Raw genomic sequence first — 14,167 nt, 5'->3', positions numbered from 1 at the left:
CCTCGATCAGTGGCGGCCGCGGTCCCGGGCGCACCGCCCCGGTCCGTGGTATCCAGTCGAGGAGCCACCACGTACTTAGAGTTCACGGTGGAACGTTCATTCGTTCGAAAGACAGATATTTCATTCGTTTCTCGTTAGCCAGAGCGGATGCCGCTAGACACATTCCTGACTCCGTTTTCACTTGGCTAGAATAAGTTAAATAGCCCCTCGGACTTCTCAACATCAGATGACCGTCCATATGTTCCCTGGACAGGGTTTCGATTCCAACGTTTTCCTGCTCACAGGGGACGAGCCCATTCTGGTGGACGCGGGCACCGGGGCATATGCCGAAAGGACCCTCCGGGCCATCACCAAGGCGCTGGGGAAGGACAGGGTCTCCCATCTCGTCCTCACTCACCGCCATTTCGATCATGTGGGGGGCGCTGCCGCGCTCTCCGCCGCGCTGGGGGCCAAGGTGCTCATTCACGAGCTTGACGCGCCCCCGGTCAGAGAGGGCTCGGCCAGGGGGACCGAGGCCATCATGTTCGGGGAAAGCTTGGCGCCCCTGGACGTGGAGGAGCTTCGGGGAGGGGAAGTACTTTCCACCGGGGAGCATGAGCTGCAGGTGATACACACCCCCGGCCATACTGCCGGAGGCATATCCCTTTTCGATGCCAGATCGAAGGCCCTGCTGAGCGGGGACACCGTCTTCGCCGGCGGAGTGGGCCGATGGGACCTGAGCACGGGGAACCATGGCGACCTGGTCGCCTCGGTGAAGAAGCTCCAGGCACTGGGAGCGGTGGACCTCTACCCGGGGCACGGCCCCTCCGCCCGGGGGAACGCGGGGGAGCAGATCGTGGAAGCGCTGAGATATCTAGGGGAATACTGATGGAGATAGTCAAGGTAGTGGAGAAGGGTGGGGTCGTCACGATCCCCGAGGAGCAGATGGAGCGTATAGTATCGGAGCTCGCCGCTGGGAGGCTTATTGTCTATCCGACCGAGACGGTGTACGGGCTGGGGTGCGACCCGTTCGACGAGACGGCGGTGAAGCGCGTATACATGGCCAAGAGGCGCCCGTTTGACATGGCCATGTCCATAGCGGTGAAGGACGTCAGGATGATGGAGGAGCTTGCCGTCCTCGATGACCGGGCCAGGAGCCTGGTCAAGAAGTTCATGCCCGGGCCCATAACCCTCATCGTCGCCAAGAGGCCGGCGGTGCCGGACATACTGACATCGTCGACCAACGAGATCGGGATTCGGATACCGGACAACCCCGTCGCGCTGAAGATCATCGAAGAGTTCGGGCCGATAGTGTCCACGTCGGCGAACATCCACTCTCACAAGAACCCCCTGACCTGCCAGGACGCTATCGGCGACCTCGGCCCCGCGGTCAGCGTGTACGTCGACGGCGGCCCCGCCCGGTTCGGAAAGCCGTCCACCATAGTCCAGCTCAACGAGGGCGAGATGGCCCTCATTCGTCCCGGGGCCATTCCGGCGGAAACGATCGAGGCGGCTTTGAATGAATGACGAGGTCCTCGAGAAGGTGAAGAGGGCCGGCGCCATTGCTAGTGAAGCGCGCTTGCTCGGTGCAGGCATGGTCGGGGAGGGCGTCAGCCTGCTGAGCGTGGCCGAGGAGGTGGAAGCCCTCATCGAGAAGAGGGGGGCGAAGCCGGCATTCCCGACCAATATCAGCATCAACGAGGTCGCCGCGCACTACTCGCCGAGCACCAATGACGAGCTGAAGTTCAGCCGGGGCGACCTGGTGAAGGTGGATGTCGGAGCGCACGTGGATGGCTATATCGGGGATACAGCGCAAACGGTGGAGGTGGGCACGAGGAACTGGGGCCCCCTGATCGACGCGTCCGCGAAAGGGCTGGGGATGGCCATCGAGATCGTCAGCGAGGGCGTTCCGATCGGCGCTCTGGGTGGCGCCATAGAGCGTGGCGTCAAGAGCAACGGCTACCTGCCGGTGACGAACCTCACCGGGCACAGCATGCAGCAGTACAACCTGCACGCAGGCATTTCCGTCGCCAACTACGACGACGGCAATCTCACCAGGGTCGGGAAGGACATGATCCTCGCCATCGAGCCGTTCTCCACCAACGGCGCCGGCGAGGTGCGCAACTCCAAGCACGGCAATATCTACCGCATCATGCGGGACCGGGAGCTCCGGGACGAGAAGGCCGCTGAGCATTTCCGCCTGTTGAAGGAGAACTTCGGCACGCTGCCGTTCTGCGAGCGCTGGTGCACCAAGCTCGATTCCAAGGCGCCCATTCACCTGAAGACGCTGGTCCGGCACGGCCTGCTGTTCGCGTACCCCATGCTCTCTGAGGTCAGGGGAGGCATGGTGGCGCAGACCGAGCATACCGTGGCGGTCTCCAACGGCAAAGCGACAGTGACGACGCTATGAGACATGAAATCAAGTAGCGGACGTTGAGGGGGAGAGGTGCCACCTCTAAAGAATCTGTGGGTGGTTCGAATCTGGAGGAAATGGCGAGGTCGTTCTGCACCCCTCCCGTGCCTGCTTGCACAGGCGGACGTAAATGGAATTATGAATATAAAATACTTCGCCAACCATAATATACTATGAATAAAACGTCTGGATGTATTCTCCGTGTAGATTCCGGTCCACAAACGGTATAAATCTGGGCTAAGCAAGGTTTAATATGTGCATGGTATTTACGAAAGTCCATCACCGCGAGGGTAGCCAAGCCAGGTCAATGATGACTCACACTCATCGGCCAAAGGCGACAGACTCAAGATCTGTTCCTGAAGAGGTCCGCCGGTTCAAATCCGGCCCCTCGCACTTTGGATTCTAAAATTTCTAAAAAAATATTAAAAAATCTTACAGCGGGATTTTTTTTCGAATGTGCATCTGTTGCCGCATCCCAATCTACCTCATTACTTCAGGCATGCGCACACTCGACTCAGCACCTCGTCCCTCTTGGCGAAGCAGAACCTGACCAGGTTCTCCCCTCCTCCGTTCGAGTAGAACGCCGATCCCGGCACCGATGCCACATTCTTCTCCTTCAGTATACGCAGCGCCTTCTCTTTGCTCGTTCTACCGGGCACGTTGGTCACGTCCGCCAGGATGTAATACGCCCCCCGAGGCACGTACGGCTCCATGCCCGCGCTACGGAGGGAAGAGATCATCTCGTCCCTCTTATATTGGTACGTTCTGGCGATGTTCTCGTAGTAGCTCGGCGGCAGCCTCATGATGCCCTCGGCCACGCCGACCTGCAACGGTGCCGGTGCGCACACGTACACCAAGTCGTTCATGTACCCGATCATCTGCGCCCAGCGCTCGCCGCACACGCAGTAGCCAAGCCTCCACCCGGTGATGGAGAACGTCTTGGAGTAACCGGAGATGACGATGGTCCTCTCCCTCAACAACGGTATCGACCACGGGCTGACGTGCTCCAGGCCGTCGTAGACGAAGTACTCATAGATCTCATCGGAGAACAGGAAGATGTCCGCTGCTTCGCATATGGAACCGAGCTCCTCCAGCTCTTTCCTGGTGAACACTTTGCCTGACGGGTTGCCGGGCGTGTTGATGATCATCGCCTTGGTCCTTGGGGTGATCACGGACCTAACCTCATCCATGTCGATGGTCCACTCGGGCGTCTTCATGCTAACGTATCTCGGAACAGCACCGACGGCCAGCAGCGTGTTCACATGGTACTGGTAGAACGGCTCGAACACAATGACCTCATCGCCGGGGTTCAGCAACGCGAGGCAGGCCGAATAGAACGCTCCGGTCGCGCCGGCGGAGACGACGACGTTCTTCTCCGGGTCGATGTCCGCGTGGTTGAAGGTCTTGAACTTGTGCGCGATCGCTTTTCTTATGATGGGCAGCCCGTCGTACCTGGTGTACTGGTTCGTTCCCTGCTTCATCGCCTCGTACGCGGATTCGATGACCACTTGGGGCACATCAAGATCGCACACGCCCTGCGCGAGATTGATCCCCCCGACCCTGTTGCATTCCAGGGTCATGTTCCTGATCTCCGACTGAACGACGAGGCGGGACCTGTCGCTGTATCCTAGTTTCACGCCCATCGATGGTGGAACGGCCATGCCGCGATTAATGGTTTCTCTACTGAGGCCCCACCCATCCCTTCTTGACCCGGATCTCATAGTTATGGCTCCAGGTCTTTTCATTGGTCCTGATGGTCCTCGCGAACCCCCTCCTCCAGGCCTCATGCTCCTCGACCTGCTCTGAATAGGATCAGCTTTTCCTTGATCGCTCCCGCCTGTCGCGGCCCATGTCCTGCGAGCGCTTGACCGCCTCGTTCATGCCTCCGGCCCGCGGTTCAGCAAATGGCCGACGCCTCCGACCGCGAACGCTCCCGATTCCCTCAGGAAGCCATTCATGTAGCCCAGCAACAGCTTCTCACACCCCCGCCGGCGGTCATGATTAAGAAGCCATCTTTGCCGGCGAGGTACTGCTCATGCTCCACGTTGACGCTGCGGCCCAGTACTGTCTTCAGCTGGGCGGTGACATGGGACATGTAGTTCGGACCGCTCAATAAGATGCCGTTCGCGGCTAGCATCTTCTTCAGCAGGGTGGAGGTAATCGTCCTTGATATTGCACTTGCCGCTCCGGCGGCAGTACTGGCACCGGTGCTGTACCTGGTGTTCATCTTGGTGATGTCAACGAGTTTGGCCTCCGTGCCTGCTTTGCGCGACCCCTCCAACGCCGCGTTCAGCAGCCGGAGGGTGTTGCTGTTCTTGCCCCGGGGGCTTGACTGTATGCCTATGCCTTCATGCTTGCCCACCCCCCGACAGGATATGCCATCCCGCCCAATATGGCTACACGATAAAGATCGACGCCGCATCTGCGTCCTGCTCTAGGCCGCCGTTCACTAGCCAAGGTTCGTAGCGTCATACCGGCAATCTCGCTCTCCAGGTTGTGTTGTTGATATGATTAGCCACTGGGTGTGGACAAGGCGCTCCAGAATGGCGAGCTACTCTATCGAGGGCACCCCAATTCAAACCTGCCCTTTGCACCACGCCAATGAGGTGAATGCTGCAGCGCCTCAGGATGCGCCGACAAAACACTGGCTAAAAAATGAAGAGGGGCACCAAGGATATCGCCATAGGTCCATGCATCCCTGGTGCGTTGCGTCAACCCTATCTCATCCAATAGTCGATTCCTGCCATGCCCATGGCGATCATGTTCTCGTCGCTGCAGTCCCTGGGACTTTCACACCCAGGCGCAAGGATGAACCCGCCCTCTTGGCCCGCATCATCTATGCATTTGAACGCAGTGTCCCTTATGGTCTGGGGGGTACCTTGCCACAAGACCCTCACGGGATCGATATTGCCCATAATGGCCATCTTTTTCCCGATGTTCTTCCTGGCAATTGCCAGGTTGACCTTGGAATCGCAACTGAAACATTCAACGCCGGCATCCGGCAATAGCTGCATTGTTTCCGAAGATTCTCCACACATGTGGACGAATATGGGTACCTTGGTTTCCTTCTTCACATTGGTGCAGACACGCTTGGTCCCTTTCAGTGCGAATTCACGGTACATGTCGGTCGATATCATGTCCTCCGAGGCTGTTGGGTCTGACATCCACAGAGCGGTAGCGCCGGCATCAATGCACCTCATCTGTATTCTTTCGCAGAACTCTGCAGTTTTGGCCACGAGCTTCTTGATAAGGTCTGGATCGAGATTTATGTCCATCATGATGTTCTCCGCACCCCGTATGTAGGCGGCGGTGGTGAACGGGCCCCAGGACATGCCGAGAACATGAAAATCCTCATCCATGGTGTCGGAGACCATCCGTATGTTCTCCACAAACCCCTTTGTGAAATAGGGGCATTCTTTCGGGTTGAACGGATCATACAGTTCGAGCCGATCCACATCCTCGGGTTCGTTGATAAGCGATGATACGGCCCGACCGTAGTTGTCGTCTGGCTGTTTAATGTTCAGCCCGATATCGATCAACTGCCCATTGGTATCCAGGGCTGGCTTGACGAAATCCGAGTGAGTGAGCTTGGCAAATCTCAGAGCCAGCTTTGCCGATAGGGTCGCATTTGTGCGCGCGTCCTTGAACTGATATCCGCCGCTATGGACTGCGGTGATGTTGGAAAAGTTCTGTACTGGCGTCCGATACGGCTTCTCGAAGTTCAAGGCCATCTCAACTTGTGCTCTGTGCCCGAGATCGTGCTTACGTGCAACTGTCTGATGTCCTGTGTATGCTTGTTTTTCTGATTCGTGTATCATTGACCTAATCACCTTTTTCTCTACGCTCTGTTCGTTCAATGGTGGACCACATGGTTGGGGTATGTCCCCCTCTCCCTAGGGGCGGGGGTCGGATTATCGGACCCAACCTCAGTCATTCGGCGAGGTAGGCGAGTCCTGCTTTGGTCTAGGCTCCGCGTGGACCACGGGCCCGATGGGCAGGATGACCTTTCCATACACCTCGTTCAGCACTTCTGCCAGGCCAGCGTAGAGTGCCGAGCATCCGAGGAGCACGCCAACCACTGCGGCAATGTCGCCAAGCACCTCTATGCCGGTGAGGTCGTTCAAAGCCAGCAGGGCGAAACCGATCGTACCAAGTCCAAACACAAGCTGCAAGGCCTTTGCGATCCTGAGAGTGCCCACGAACATGGCGAAGGTGAACACCGTCCACAAAGCCATGAACCAGCCTACCGCCGCAGCGTCGGGAGCGGCGAGCCCAAATGCTGGGAGCATTAACATGAAACAGAATGAGAGCCAGAATGCTCCGTAAGAGGCGAAGGCGACAGTTCCGAAGGTGTTGCCATGTTTCCACTCCAAAGCTCCCACGAGAAGCTGAACGATCCCGCCATAGAACATGCCCATAGCGAGGATCATGGTGTTCATGCCGTACAGCCCGTTGTTGTGAAGCATCAGGGCCAGGGTCGTAAGACCAAAGGCGCAAAGGCCGAGAGCTCCAGCATTTCCTAATTTCTCAGATGACAATTCATCAACCTTCCGATTGAAGGCCTATCGGTGCATGGCTACAATTTTAAAACGACGAACATCTTCGATAGAGTCTTATTATAACTATCGTCGTACATGTCGGCCGAGTAGTCTGGCAAAATGCCAGATGATCTAATTTAGATTCATATATGAATCAAAAGCCGATATCACAGTTATGTGGTCGGTATTTTCATAGCAACGAAAAGTCAGGGTACTGTCATCGTCAACGAACTATTTCAGGCCGGGGCCGAAGGCTGGACATCTTGACACGGCATGTCTAGGATTATCAATGTCATGGATCGAATTGCTTTTGTGATCTGCATCGCTCGAGGCCGCATACATGTCTATCGTTGATTTGCCTCAGAGTTGGTCAGATGGTCGGAAATGATCTTTCGTTCCGCTCTTCTGAGCGTGATGTTGAGGGTCGATTTGGATATCCCCATCTTGTTGGCCAGATCTTCCAGGGTGATCTGGCTCGGTATATTGTAATAGCCAGATTCAAAGGCTATCCTCAGGTCCTTTTCCTGCCGGTATGTGAGGCCTCCCCAAGTCCTTTTTTCATAGACACTTACGACGCGCACGTCGAACCCCGCACCTTTTGCCGAGCTCAGAAATAAGTTGATCGAGTCTACGTCGGTCCCGATCAGATGAAATACCACATCGTTGTCGTCCGATTTGATGGCCAATTCTAAAAAGCAGCCCGAGTCGTTGATAATGTGGCTCAACTCGCAATTATTGTTGACGACCAATGCAGAATAAACCCCATTGCCTGTTCTAGCAACCTCGATCTTCATGTCATCGGCTGCAACATCCCAGGGATTCAGAAGGAGTTCGTCCAATAATTCGGGTTCACCTTCGAACCTTAACAGGCTGTGACCGCAATGGGGGCCCAACGGGGCGCATCGTAGGATCTTTACGGATACGTTGTTCTTTTCAAGGAACGGAAGGCAGTTTATGCATGTACGGCAAAAATCGGGGATTTTAATTCTAAAGGTGGCCGATCGCATAAATCTACGGATAAAGCTCCATATACCTATTTAAACAAGGAGACCAAATGGAACTCGAGCGTCCCCCATCGCCATATGGATCTTCTTGCCTTTTGTGTCCGGAAGGATTCGGAGAACGATTAGGACTTGCAGCTAGGTCGAAACAGCTCATTTGCGCCCTGGAGCAACATCGGATGTTAAAAATCTAACATCGATTATATTTCGTAATCCTAAGGAAAGATAAATAATCTTACTGTCCCCTGTGCGAACCGATGAAAAAGTGCGTGGCAATTCTGGCCCCATCCGAAGGCTGGGAACCGATATGTCGCCCATATGCCGATAAGGCCGAATTCGTCTTTGTGCCCCTGTTCGTATCTTTGCCGATCGACAACTCCGTTTTTTCCAATTTCATTATGGACCTATCGCTGGCCAAATACGATTGTGTGGTATTGACTTGTCCTACAGCGGTAAGGCATTCCATCAACATGGCCATCGAACGTGGACTGCTCAACAGGTTCTTAACGTCGATGAGCAAGGTCGAGGTCATCGTGATAGGCGACCGGTCAGCAGAGACGGCAAAATGGAACGGACTGAAAGTTCCATCTGTATCTTCAGAAGCATCTACCAGTTCCCTCATCGAGCACATAAACGCGCTGCCGCATAGAGGCAGCATCGCCTTGCTCCGCTCTGACAGGGGCTCACGCCTCCTTCCATCGTCCCTGATCGAGGCGGGGTGGAATGTGACAGAGGTGCCGGTGTACTCCCTACAGCTAAAGAGGTCTGAAGACATGGAGGTGCTTCTGGACCGGTTGGAAGACAACGAGGTCAGCACGTTGGCGTTTGCAACTCCGAGTCATGCCGATGCTTTTTTCTTCCATTTGAAAGAGCGTTTTGAAGGCGCGGATGCAAATGATGTCTTAGATGGGGTTACCATCGCTGTCTTAAGCAACGACACCAAGGACAAGCTTGAGGAATATGGCCTCAAGGTCGACATCATGCCGAAAAGAGCAACCGCAGAGCTGATGGTCAAGGACATAGTGAGCGATCTTTAGCTTGCTCGGGCTTTCCCCTTCATCGGCGGTATGCTGATCGTTGGTATCTCTTTCTGGGGGGATTTATAGTCTAGTCGGGCGGGGTTAGGTTATACAGACCCCTGTCCTGGACTATCCTCATTCACCAGTCAAAAGGCTCGTAGCAGACCGATGCCCCGCTCTCCAGATCATTGGTGATATGAGGTCGGCCGCTTTGACATGGTGGGGCGCTCCAGGAACGCGTCGAAATACTGTATCGGATAGAACCTTATTGCCATCATGATGTCATAGGAAAGGTCCCAGGGATGGATGTTCTCCATCACCTGAAGGTTCCTTAGGACGTCGACTCCCTCATGTTAAGCAGACCTCCTTGGCCCTCTGGACGACCTTGACAATGCCTTCCTCGAACTTCAGCAACAAGTGTTGAGATTCATCCCGCGTCGCCCTCTTTCGCACGTCATTCTCGCCTTTCTAGCATTATAGCGGTGTCGGCGACCTCCTGACCGTTCACCACGAGGGCGATGCGATGCTCACCGGGATAGTGGCGCCGCACGGTCAGGTCGGACCAGTCGTGGGTCCTTTCGCCGGCGATGCGCCCGCCTCCCTGCACCGTCCTGTCGGACAGAAGGAACAGCTTGCGCGATGTTCGTCCGCTCGCCTTTACGAAATAGATCCCATATTCCACGCGAGCTCGGAGAGGCTTCCCCTCTCGTGCATCGAGCTCGTAGCGCAACTCGCACGAATCTCCGATCGCCAGGGTCGACGGCGATGCGATCAGCGAGGCCGATGAGACCAGTGGCGCACCGCACGACTCGTACCCGAACAGCTCCAGGGCTTTCGGCTCAGCCTTGCGGACCAGGGTCCGGCAGCCCCGCCTCAGGATCCAATCGGTCCTCTCGCTGGCCCCCTTCCAGCGTTCCGCGAGCTCCAGGACCACCTCGGGGTGGTCCTTGGCAATGTCGTTCAGGTTGTTGGACACGCTCCGGCGCACGTACGGGGAAGGGTCGTCTTTCAGCCTCTCCAGCACCGCCAGCACCGGGGTGGGGTCGCGCTTGAACATCGGCAGCGATTCTCCCCACGGCAGGCGGGGGCGGCATCCCTCGCTGGCGAGCCGGCGCACGTTCTCATCCTCGTGCCTGGTCCAGGCCATCATCTGCACCATCGCCCTTTCTGGGTCATCGATGATGAACGCCCTGACAGCGAACTCCGACGACGAGCGCCGGGTGAACCGCTCCAGCGCCTTCATAGATCGATCCCACTCCCCGCGCCCGTGCACCGCCACGAAGTCGGGGAAGAACAGATAGGGGAAGCCGACGCAATCCTCGTCGACGGCGTACAGCACTCCCAGCGCGTCCTCGTACCGCGGCGGGAGGTACTTCCCCAGCGCCTCGGCGATCCGCCGGGTGCGGGCCTTGAGCTCGAGACCGCCCCACTCCCCAGAGGTCACTGCGGCCACGAAGGCGTCGGCATCGAACCCGCCGTACGCGGAGCGCACTCTCTCCCCGAAGCCGCGGAGGAACGCCTCATCGTACATCGCTTTCCAGGGTTCCGCCATATCTGCCCATCACCTAAACTCGTGCCGCCAAGACCGTCGCGGGTCCGTGAGCAGTTCCGATCTCAACTTTCCTCTTGCGGTTGGACGCCCCTCTTCTTCCCGTACCTCTTGTACAGGAAGTAGCCCGCCAGCCCGAGGCCCGCCGCCGCGAGTATGTAGTAGTCCAGGCCGTCCAGGCCGCCCCAGAACTCCACCCAGTATTCGCCGAGGAAGTACCCGGTCAGGGTGAGCACGGTGTTCCAGATGCAAGCGCCGGTGAATGTGGCGACCATGAACTTCTTCAGGTTCATGTTGGCCAAACCTGCAGGGAAGGAGATGATGGACCTTATCCCGGGGATGGAGTGCCCGATCAGCACCCCCCAGTAACCATACCTCTCGAACCACCGGTCCGCCTTGCCCAGGGTCTCGTGGCTGACCCCGAAGTACTTGCCGTAGCGCAGCACCGCGGTCCGGCCGATGACCTTCGCCAGGGCGTAGGCTACCGTCGAACCGGCCGTCGCCCCCACCGAAGCCACCAGAACGACCAGGATCAAGTTAAGCTGGCCGGTGGAAGCCAGGTAGCCGGCGAACGGTACGATGGCCTCGCTGGGTATGGGAGTGAATATCCCCTCCACGAACATGGAGAGGAATATGCCGAGGTACCCGGTGGTCTCGATGAGGGATATGACCCATTGGTTGATCGTGTCGATGATGTTCAAATGTCCTTCTCCCCGAGCTTGATGACTATACACGTTCCTTGTTCAAAAAACCTGGTGATGCCCAAGGCGCGAACGGCATCACCGGTCGACGTGCTTCTGGAGGAACCTGACGGTCTTCTCCACCTTCATACCCTCGACGATCTTATCAACGGAGCTCTTGCCGATGAAATACGACGCGCCGAACCCGGCTAGTATGCCGGAGATGAGGTTGGTGGTGATGTCGTTGACGGTGTCGCCGAACCCGTATTGCATGCCTGTGCCCATAGTGTGGTCGACCGTGAACTCCAGGATCTCCCATACTCCCTCGAAGGCGAGGACGGATATTATCAGGAGGAAGGGGAACCACTTTGAGGGTATACGGATGGTCTTGGAGTAATGCAGGATCACCAGCAGCACCAGGCTTACCAGCGATGCCACCACGATGCCCGACACCAGGTGGGTGAGCTTATCCCACCAGAACATCCCGTACATCTCCATGATTAGACCGATGGCGTGCAGGATCAGGGCGATACCGGCGCACAGCACCACCGGCCAGGGCAGGGTGACCCTTTCATGCCTGTCCAGTATCAAGGGGATGGAGAGGATGACTATGCTCCAGAAGCAGGTTGAGGCGATGTAGGTGCCTTTGCCGGTCAGGAGGCCGAACACCACTCCTATCCCCAGGACTGCCATGAAGGGCGCTGCGGCCATGGCCAGGAGACGGTTCACGGGGACGCCCCTCCCTTTGCCGATGCCGGCGCCGAGAAGAAGGCGAGCCGGCGGAAGCGGCGGTTGATCGTCAGCGCCAGCACCAGCCCGATGATGCTGCAGATGATCAGGTTGGACATGAACATGTCGAGGTCAGCGAGGTGGCTGGTCTGGAAGATCAGGTCCCCATAGAACCCTATGGGGCCGAGGATGGTGAACACCGCCATGTACAGCATGAACGACACCCCTACCATGAACGGACGGTTCAGGCACATGGCGGTGTGCGATCCCAAGTAAATCGAGGTAACCAGGCAGAGCGCGAATATAGAGACGCTGTGCAGCAGCTTGGACCCCAAGGTGTCCATGGAGAACGGTCCGCTCCAGAAGGGAACCCCTATCAGGCCGATGACGAACGGGAGGGCCGCCACGGTCAGGCATGTGAGGGAAAAGGTGATCTCTATATCACTGTGAGATGTCACACCGATGATCATGGCCAGTACCCACAGCGCCACTAGGAACCAGAACGGGTTCATGTCCGCCACGGTGAGGGCCGCCCCTGCGACCATCAGGCAGAACAGGACGGTGGCGATAAGGCGGTCCTTCGTGCTTGCAGCCGAGAACGTCAGCACGGCCATCCCTCTTTGTCAAGATGGCTGGACGTATGAACCGCATCTGTATGGTCCTTTCCCGTACCCGCAGCTGGCCGGTGGCAGGGGCTGTGCGTGGCTGATCTCGAATACAATGCCACTTCATCCCGTATTCGGTTTATAATATGTATTGTCGGAAAGGTCGGGAAACCCGCCTTTGTGTAGACATATTGAGCGGTGACGAGCGTAAACAGCGGAATAGCGTTGCATGGTAAGATGTTTCGCACCGTCAAGATACGCCTGGAACGTACCGACGACCTAGTTCAGACGGGCAACGTGTCAACAAGGCGTGCCAGTGTGTCTTAGGTCAGCAGAACGGGAAGGCAGTTCAAATGCGCATCCAGTGCGGGCTCGATCTGGCGTCGGCTCGAACGCCAGCGGGAACATCGCCGCCTTCTCTGCACGGGAAGGCGGCAGGCTCCGCGTCAGCGAGCCGAATGCAGCGAATGATGAGGCCGAGCTCAGTTGCAGGCCAGCATATTTATGTGCTGGTAGCTGACATCATTTGGGTTGCCTCGTTAGCCAAAGGAGACTGGTTTCCATGGTATCGATCCTGTGTCCCATCTGCAACACCAACATCGTCGGAGAGGGAGAGCTCGATCTCAGCATGGGCCTTCAGGCCCACATGTCCAATGCCCACAATTTCACTGACCTATGCGACCTTAGCTGCGCCCCGGCAAAGGGGGAGAAGGAACGGCGGAGCGAGGTGCATGAAGAGGGCCTGTCCCCGCTGCCTTATTCTCAGAGGGCCATCCAGGAGTGGCATGGGTCCCCCGAGGAAAGGCCGCCGGGGGAGGATGTGCCAGAATCGGTGCGCTGCCCAGTGTGCGGCTCGTCCGTCCGCGGATATGCGGCCGACGACCTGTCGTACAATCTGGCTGCGCACTTCAGCCGAGACCACAATATCAAAGTCAAGCTTCTGGGCAAGGGCTGATCCCGAGCAAGAGCGCTCAGCCGGCCGGGCGGGGTGCGCGGTCGGACCACCACAACAGGTTCACGCCTGATGGTATCCTCTCCAGCCCGTTCCGCCACTGTTCGGTCAAGTGGCCGAACACTCTCTGGGCGGCCACGAGGGCTTCGACCAGCTCCTCCTGGCCGGAGGCATCCGTTTCCACGATGGCCTGCCCCCATCGCAGGCGGACCACTATCTCGATCCCACTCCCTTCGGTGACCCAGCGGAGGACCGCCTCCTCGCCGTCCTCCCTCATGCCCAGCCACCGGAGGTTGTTGAACCATCTCCCCTCCAGGCGCCCGGCCAGCTCCCCCGGGCCGACGTCGCCGGGGAGGAAGGACTGGAAGACGGTGGCGTAGGCCTTGGGAGGGGCTAGGAGCAGCCCCTGCGCCAGGTGCGAGCCGGCGTCGGTGAGCCGATACCCCCGGGGCGTCCGCTTCACGTAGCCGTCCTCCTCCAGGCGCTTAAGCGCCCGGGACAGCGTCTCCTGGTGCAGGTTGGTGACCCGGCGGAGACCCTGGAAGGCCACGTCGCCGCCCTCTGCCTCCAGCGACCGCATTATATCTATGTCCGTCTCCCGCAGGTCATCGGCCGACAGGCCCAGGTCCTCCACGGCCATCTTGCGCTCTTCTTCCATATCCGTCGTCCTGCTCACGTGCGTCGTGCCCTAAGAAAGTTTCT

General features: G+C 57.7%; 15 protein-coding genes, 1 tRNA gene and 1 pseudogene. 6 read left to right on the top strand and 11 right to left on the bottom strand.

What is annotated here, in order from left to right; translation table 11 throughout:
- The first annotated feature begins 226 nt into the window (after positions 1 to 226).
- The 4 genes from WYS_RS06440 (at position 227) to WYS_RS06425 (ending at position 2,785) form a co-directional block, all read left to right on the top strand.
- A complete protein-coding gene (locus WYS_RS06440) occupies positions 227 to 868 on the top strand; it encodes an MBL fold metallo-hydrolase (RefSeq protein ID WP_019177351.1) in 642 nt (213 codons plus the stop codon).
- Positions 868 to 1,506, top strand: a complete 639-nt coding sequence (locus tag WYS_RS06435) for an L-threonylcarbamoyladenylate synthase (RefSeq protein WP_019177350.1) — start codon at positions 868 to 870, stop codon at positions 1,504 to 1,506. The genes WYS_RS06440 and WYS_RS06435 overlap by 1 nt, the downstream gene beginning before the upstream one ends.
- Positions 1,499 to 2,389, top strand: coding sequence for a type II methionyl aminopeptidase (map, locus tag WYS_RS06430; RefSeq protein WP_019177349.1), 891 nt, complete (start codon positions 1,499 to 1,501; stop codon positions 2,387 to 2,389). The genes WYS_RS06435 and map overlap by 8 nt, the downstream gene beginning before the upstream one ends.
- Before the next feature lie 287 nt (positions 2,390 to 2,676).
- A tRNA-Leu gene (locus tag WYS_RS06425) sits at positions 2,677 to 2,785 on the top strand.
- Between the two features lie 95 nt (positions 2,786 to 2,880).
- Here WYS_RS06425 and WYS_RS06420 read toward each other — a convergent pair.
- From WYS_RS06420 to WYS_RS06400, 5 genes and pseudogenes are all read right to left on the bottom strand, one after another.
- Positions 2,881 to 4,035, bottom strand: coding sequence for a pyridoxal phosphate-dependent aminotransferase (locus tag WYS_RS06420; protein ID WP_019177348.1), 1,155 nt, complete (start codon positions 4,033 to 4,035; stop codon positions 2,881 to 2,883).
- A 311-nt stretch (positions 4,036 to 4,346) separates the two neighbouring features.
- Positions 4,347 to 4,754, bottom strand: a complete 408-nt coding sequence (locus WYS_RS06415) for a flavodoxin family protein (protein ID WP_019177346.1) — start codon at positions 4,752 to 4,754, stop codon at positions 4,347 to 4,349.
- A gap of 355 nt (positions 4,755 to 5,109) precedes the next feature.
- Entirely contained in the window at positions 5,110 to 6,249 is a 1,140-nt protein-coding gene (locus WYS_RS06410; RefSeq protein WP_019177345.1) for a uroporphyrinogen decarboxylase family protein, read from the bottom strand.
- A 69-nt stretch (positions 6,250 to 6,318) separates the two neighbouring features.
- A pseudogene (locus tag WYS_RS06405) lies at positions 6,319 to 6,939 on the bottom strand (acetate uptake transporter); the annotation flags it as partial.
- A 335-nt stretch (positions 6,940 to 7,274) separates the two neighbouring features.
- Positions 7,275 to 7,769 carry a helix-turn-helix domain-containing protein gene (locus tag WYS_RS06400; protein WP_236993916.1) on the bottom strand — a complete coding sequence of 165 codons (495 nt, stop codon included), beginning with the start codon at positions 7,767 to 7,769 and terminating at the stop codon, positions 7,275 to 7,277.
- 419 nt (positions 7,770 to 8,188) lie between these two features.
- On the opposite strand from WYS_RS06400, the gene WYS_RS06395 reads away from it, so the two are divergent.
- A complete protein-coding gene (locus WYS_RS06395; RefSeq protein WP_019177342.1) occupies positions 8,189 to 8,968 on the top strand; it encodes a uroporphyrinogen-III synthase in 780 nt (259 codons plus the stop codon).
- A 167-nt stretch (positions 8,969 to 9,135) separates the two neighbouring features.
- On the opposite strand, the gene WYS_RS16520 is transcribed toward WYS_RS06395, so the two are convergent.
- From WYS_RS16520 to WYS_RS06370, 5 genes are all read right to left on the bottom strand, one after another.
- A complete protein-coding gene (locus WYS_RS16520) occupies positions 9,136 to 9,270 on the bottom strand; it encodes a hypothetical protein (RefSeq protein ID WP_272898445.1) in 135 nt (44 codons plus the stop codon).
- A gap of 134 nt (positions 9,271 to 9,404) precedes the next feature.
- Positions 9,405 to 10,502 carry a hypothetical protein gene (locus WYS_RS06385; RefSeq protein ID WP_026068868.1) on the bottom strand — a complete coding sequence of 366 codons (1,098 nt, stop codon included), beginning with the start codon at positions 10,500 to 10,502 and terminating at the stop codon, positions 9,405 to 9,407.
- Between the two features lie 62 nt (positions 10,503 to 10,564).
- Positions 10,565 to 11,200, bottom strand: coding sequence for a DedA family protein (locus WYS_RS14605; protein WP_019177339.1), 636 nt, complete (start codon positions 11,198 to 11,200; stop codon positions 10,565 to 10,567).
- Positions 11,201 to 11,278: 78 nt separating this feature from the next.
- Positions 11,279 to 11,908 carry a hypothetical protein gene (locus tag WYS_RS06375; RefSeq protein ID WP_019177338.1) on the bottom strand — a complete coding sequence of 210 codons (630 nt, stop codon included), beginning with the start codon at positions 11,906 to 11,908 and terminating at the stop codon, positions 11,279 to 11,281.
- Positions 11,905 to 12,516: a hypothetical protein gene (locus WYS_RS06370; RefSeq protein WP_147654464.1), complete on the bottom strand. Its 612-nt coding sequence runs from the start codon at positions 12,514 to 12,516 to the stop codon at positions 11,905 to 11,907. The genes WYS_RS06375 and WYS_RS06370 overlap by 4 nt, the downstream gene beginning before the upstream one ends.
- Before the next feature lie 559 nt (positions 12,517 to 13,075).
- On the opposite strand from WYS_RS06370, the gene WYS_RS06365 reads away from it, so the two are divergent.
- On the top strand, positions 13,076 to 13,468 hold the full coding sequence (locus WYS_RS06365) for a hypothetical protein (RefSeq protein WP_019177336.1): 393 nt from the start codon (positions 13,076 to 13,078) through the stop codon (positions 13,466 to 13,468).
- Positions 13,469 to 13,484: 16 nt separating this feature from the next.
- On the opposite strand, the gene WYS_RS06360 is transcribed toward WYS_RS06365, so the two are convergent.
- Positions 13,485 to 14,123 (bottom strand): helix-turn-helix transcriptional regulator, encoded by a 639-nt coding sequence (locus tag WYS_RS06360; RefSeq protein ID WP_019177335.1) that lies wholly within the window; start codon positions 14,121 to 14,123, stop codon positions 13,485 to 13,487.
- Positions 14,124 to 14,167: the final 44 nt, after the last annotated feature.

The organism is Methanomassiliicoccus luminyensis B10 (assembly GCF_000308215.1).
Taxonomy (GTDB): Archaea; Thermoplasmatota; Thermoplasmata; order Methanomassiliicoccales; family Methanomassiliicoccaceae; genus Methanomassiliicoccus; species Methanomassiliicoccus luminyensis.
This window is presented reverse-complemented; position numbering and strand designations above follow the sequence as displayed.